Here is a 4,318-nt window from a genome sequence, read left to right on the forward strand (position 1 = left end):
GACTGGAGGGCCTGCCCCCTCCCGTCACCCCGATACGTCGTGGCGGCGCCCACCTCTTTGTGGGTCACCTCCCCCGTTGGGGCAAGAAGTCTCTCCTCCCTCGTTCGTTGCCTCCCCCCCCAGGCCGGCCGCTTCCCGGACGGCCAGCTGTACGCGGACCTGCGCGGCTACGCGCCCGGTGGCCCCGCCGACCCGGCCGAGGCCCTCGGCGGCTTCCTGCGGGCCTTCGGGATCTCCCCGGTGCCCGGGAGCCTGGAGGAGGGGGCCGCGCTCTGGCGCTCGCTGGCGGCGGAGCGGCGGATCGCGGTGCTGCTGGACAACGCCTCGACGGCCGCCCAGGTGCGGCCGCTGCTGCCCGGCTCGGACCACACGGTGGTCGTGGTGACGAGCCGCCGCCGGCTCACCGGGCTGGGCATCGACGGTGCGGTGTTCCGGCCGTTGGGCCCGCTCGCCCGGGAGGCCTCCACCGAGATCCTCGCCGCGCGGGTCGGCAGGCACCGGGTGGTCGACGAGCGCGCCGCCGCGGCCGAGGTGGTGGAGGCCTGTGCCGGGCTGCCGCTGGCGATCTGCCTGGCGGCGGCCCGCATAGCGGCGCGCCCGGCCCAGTCGCTCGCGGCGACGGCCGAGATGCTCGGCCGCGGCACCGACCGGCTGGCGGTGCTGAACGTGGAGGGGGAGACGGTGCGGGACCTGCTGGACGCGTCCTACGGTGTGCTGGAAGCGGAGGCCGCCCGGCTCTACGGGCTGTTGGGCCTGCTGCCCTTCGCCGAGTTCACCCTGGAGAACGCCGCCGTGCTGGCGGACGTGGACGTGGCCGGGGCCGATCGGCTGCTGGACGGTCTGATCGATGTGCACCTGCTGGAGGAGACCGGGCCGGAGCGGTTCCGCTTCCACGACCTGGTGCGGCTGCACGCCCGGGCGCACGGGGCGCGGGTCCGGGCGGCCGGGTCCACCGGGGCCGCGCTGGACCGGCTCGTCGACTGGTACCTCGCCTCGGCCACGGCCGCCGAGGCGGTCGTCTCGCCGACCCACCGCACCCTCGCCCGCGACTACCGCAGCCGCCCGGTCCATCCGGCGCGGGAGTTCGGGGGCGACGTCCCGGCCCTGGAGTGGTACGACGCGGAACGCGACCGGCTGGCGGGCGTCCTGCGCTGGTGCGGGGAGCTGGACCGCCCCGCGGCGGCGTGGCAACTCGCGGACGCCATGTGGCCGTTGTTCCTGCGGCTGCGCCCGGCCCGGCTGTGGGTCGAGGCGACCCGGATCGGCCTGGACGCGGCCCGGGCGGCCGGTTCCCGCAGCGGCGAGCTGCGGATGCTGACGGACGGCGGGAACGGACTGCGGAACGCGGGGGAGGGGGAGGAGGCGGCGCGCTGGTTCAGCGAAGCCCTCGTCCTCGCCCGGGAGCTGGGCCGTCCGCTGGTGCAGGCGGACGCGCTGTACGGGCTCAGCCAGACCCACCGGATGGCCGGCCGGCTGGACGCGGCCGCCGAGTGCCTGCACGAGGTGGTCCGGCTCCGCGAGGCCGAGGACTACCTGCGCGGTTCGGCGCTGGCCCGGCTGGCGTACGGCGAGGTGCTGCTGCTGGCCGGCCGGGCGGCCGAGGCGGTGGAGCCGGTCGAGCGGGCGGGCCGCGAGCTGGCCTCGATCGAGGACGACTACGAGGCGGCCCGCGCGACGGCCTTCCTGGGCCTGGCGCACGGCCGGCTGGGTGCGTACGAGCGTGCCGAGGCCCATCTGGAGGAGGCTCTGGCGGGGTTCCGGGCCCGGCTGTCCGCGCACTGGGAGGCGCGGACGCTGGAGTTCGCCGGGCAGGTCGAGGAGCTGCGCGGCCGGCCGGACGCGGCGCGGGCCCGGTTCGAGCAGTCCAGGGCCCGGTACCAGGAGGTCGGTGCCGCGGCCGAGGCGGCCAGACTGGCCGGCCGCCTCGCCGCGTACGGTGTGGACGGCGCCGTCACTCCCTGTCCGGGCGAACCGGAGGCGTGAGCCGGTTCCACCCGGAGCCCGGGGTGCGGCACCCGGCGGCGCTGACCCGGTCGAGTTCGTCCAGCGTCCGTCCGGCCGCCAGCCAGGCGTGCGCCAGCGAGCCGAGGGCCGGCGGCGGGACGGGCCCGCCGCCCGGACCGGAGGCCCGCAGGACGAGCCGTTCCCCGGTCCGGGCGAGCACCAGCACCGCTCCCGGACGGTGTTCGGCCGTGGCCACCGCACACCCGGGGTGCGCGGAGAGCAGTCCCGCGAGCCGTGCGTGGGCGTCCGCCGCCGGAACGGGACCGAGGTGCAGCACGTCGGCGTGCCGGCGCCAGCGCAGGCCGCCGGGCTCGGTGAGGTCGAGCACGAGGTGCTCGTCCACGAACCCGGGCCCCGGCCGCTCCGCCGCCGCCGTGGCCGCCGGGTCGGCGGCCAGCAGTCCGTGGCGGACACCGGCGGTGGACGTCACCCGGGCCTCGAACAGCGTGGTCGCGGAGCCGTCGTGCGCGCCGGGGCGGACCGGCGCCAGGCGCACCGTGTGCAGCGCGGCGGTCATCCGGCCCGCCGCGCGTCGGCCGCCGCGATCGCGTCCAGCGGTTCGGGCAGCGGGAGCGGTTCCGGATCCGGGGTGTGCGCCGGCTGGCCGAGCCCGAGGACGCGGTACAGCAGCCGGCGGGCGTTGCGGTCGAATCGGCCCGGTTCGGAGCTGATCCGGTCGGCGATGGCCGCGTAGTCCTCCGGGCGGTACTGCTCGGCGGCGTAGGCGAGTTGATCGGTGAGCGGGTGTCCGGGGGCGAGCGCGGGGGCGGTCCGGGCGAGCTGCGCGGCCGGCGAGCGCGGGTTGACGTGCCGGTGCGGGTACTCGGCGAGCAGGACGGGGACGCCGGTCATCGCGCCGTACAGGGTGACCGAGCCGTGGTCCCCGATGACGAAGTCGGCGGCGACCAGCAGCGGCCGCCAGTCCGTCTCGGGCGGGATCACCGTGACGGCTCCCCGGGTGGTGGCCTTCGCCCAGGAGCGCACCGCGTAGGCCGAGTGCTGGGCCGCGATGTTGGGGTGGGGCAGCAGGACGGCCCGGTAGCCGTGCCGGGGCAGTTCCGAGGTCAGTCTGGGCAGCACGGCGTCGAGGCGGGTGAAGAGCGAGCCGTCGCCCCAGGTGGAGGAGACCAGCACCAGCTTCTCGTCCGGCCGCAGCCCCAGGGCGCTCCGGTGGTCCTCCCGGTGCGGCAGTGCCGCGGAGATGCGGTCGTAGCACGGGTCGCCGACCACTTCGGCGATCGGCAGGGCGTCCGGGCAGCCGCGCCGGAGTTCGAGCAGTTCCTCCTCGTGGGCCAGGGCGAACGAGGTGGGGACGAGCCGTCCCTCCCAGTAGAGGTAGTCCCGTCCGAGCCCGATGGCCGCCCGCTCGCCGTCCGGGGCGCTGCGCCGTGCCAGCTTGATGTTGCCGGCCCCGTGCGGCAGCCGGACGACCGGGCCGTGCAGCTGCTCGATCCCCTGGGAGCCGGCGGCCAGGATCAGGTCGAACTCGCGCCGGACCGCCTGCTCCCACGGCAGTACGGTGCCGCCCAGCGCCCGGAGGATCTCCGCGGCGCCCCCGTTGAACATGTGCGGTGCCACCGTGAACTGCACGTGGACCCGCAGGTCCGGGGCGAGCAGCGAGTAGAAGTCGTGCAGCCGCTTGGCGTACACCATGGTCTGTGCGACCACGAGCACCTCCTTGCGGTCCCGCAGGGTTTCCCATGGCCCGTTGTTGCTCCAGGGCGCCGGCGTCCGGCGCGTTCCGTCCGTCGTGGTGATGTCCTGTTCCCCGTGCACCAAGGTCATCCTTCTCCCCCTCCTTGATCCCAGGTTCGGGGCCGTTCGCGGGCCCCGGGGTCGATGGTCCCCGGGGTGTCTGGCGGATTCCATGACGCGATCTGGTCGGTGCTTGCGGAAACCTTGTGTCCGCTTCCCGCGCCGCCGGCCGGCCCCCGGAGCCGGGAAGGGTACTGAGTTCCTTTACCAGGGGTACTGAGTGCCGTATTCTCTCCGTGGAGCCTCTGACGCCAGTCGAAGAGAGCCGACACGGTATGCCGGTCCAGGTGGTGCTTGCGGTGCGCGGGCCGCGCCGGGCCGGACTTGGCACTCAGTACCCTCGGCATGCCTGAGGCCATGGATCCAGTGCACCCGTGCACCCGTGACAGGAGAACCGCTCATGAGCTTGAGGATCGTCGTCTGTGTGAAGCACGTCCCGGACGCGACGGGTGACCGTCGTTTCGCGGACGACCACACCACCGACCGGGAGGGTGTGGACGGCCTGCTGTCGGAGCTGGACGAGTACGGCGTGGAGCAGGCGCTGCGGATCGCGGAGGCG

General features: G+C 75.2%; 3 protein-coding genes and 1 pseudogene. 2 read left to right on the forward strand and 2 right to left on the reverse strand.

The genetic code is table 11. The features are described 5' to 3' along the window. On the forward strand, positions 1-1,983 hold a 1,983-nt coding region (locus ACFVGO_RS35055), incomplete at its 5' end, for a tetratricopeptide repeat protein (RefSeq protein ID WP_380636172.1). Here the strand turns inward: ACFVGO_RS35055 and ACFVGO_RS35060 are convergent. Beyond that, positions 1,952-2,521, reverse strand: coding sequence for a hypothetical protein (locus ACFVGO_RS35060; protein WP_359912431.1), 570 nt, complete (start codon positions 2,519-2,521; stop codon positions 1,952-1,954). The genes ACFVGO_RS35055 and ACFVGO_RS35060 overlap by 32 nt on opposite strands. After that, on the reverse strand, positions 2,518-3,789 hold the full coding sequence (locus tag ACFVGO_RS35065; protein ID WP_359912434.1) for a hypothetical protein: 1,272 nt from the start codon (positions 3,787-3,789) through the stop codon (positions 2,518-2,520). The genes ACFVGO_RS35060 and ACFVGO_RS35065 overlap by 4 nt, the downstream gene beginning before the upstream one ends. A 370-nt stretch (positions 3,790-4,159) precedes the next feature. Here ACFVGO_RS35065 and ACFVGO_RS35070 point away from each other — a divergent pair. After that, positions 4,160-4,318, forward strand: a pseudogene (locus tag ACFVGO_RS35070) (electron transfer flavoprotein subunit beta); the annotation flags it as partial.

Source organism: Kitasatospora sp. NPDC057738 (assembly GCF_042798815.1).
GTDB classification, from domain to species: domain Bacteria; phylum Actinomycetota; class Actinomycetes; order Streptomycetales; family Streptomycetaceae; genus Kitasatospora; species Kitasatospora lactacystinica.

What these genes read in the sequence shown, in the direction of transcription:
- ACFVGO_RS35060 (WP_359912431.1), bottom strand. Translation starts at nt 2,521, where the DNA reads ATGACCGCCGCGCTGCACACGGTGCGCCTGGCGCCGGTCCGCCCCGGC.
- ACFVGO_RS35065 (WP_359912434.1), bottom strand. Translation starts at nt 3,789, where the DNA reads ATGACCTTGGTGCACGGGGAACAGGACATCACCACGACGGACGGAACG.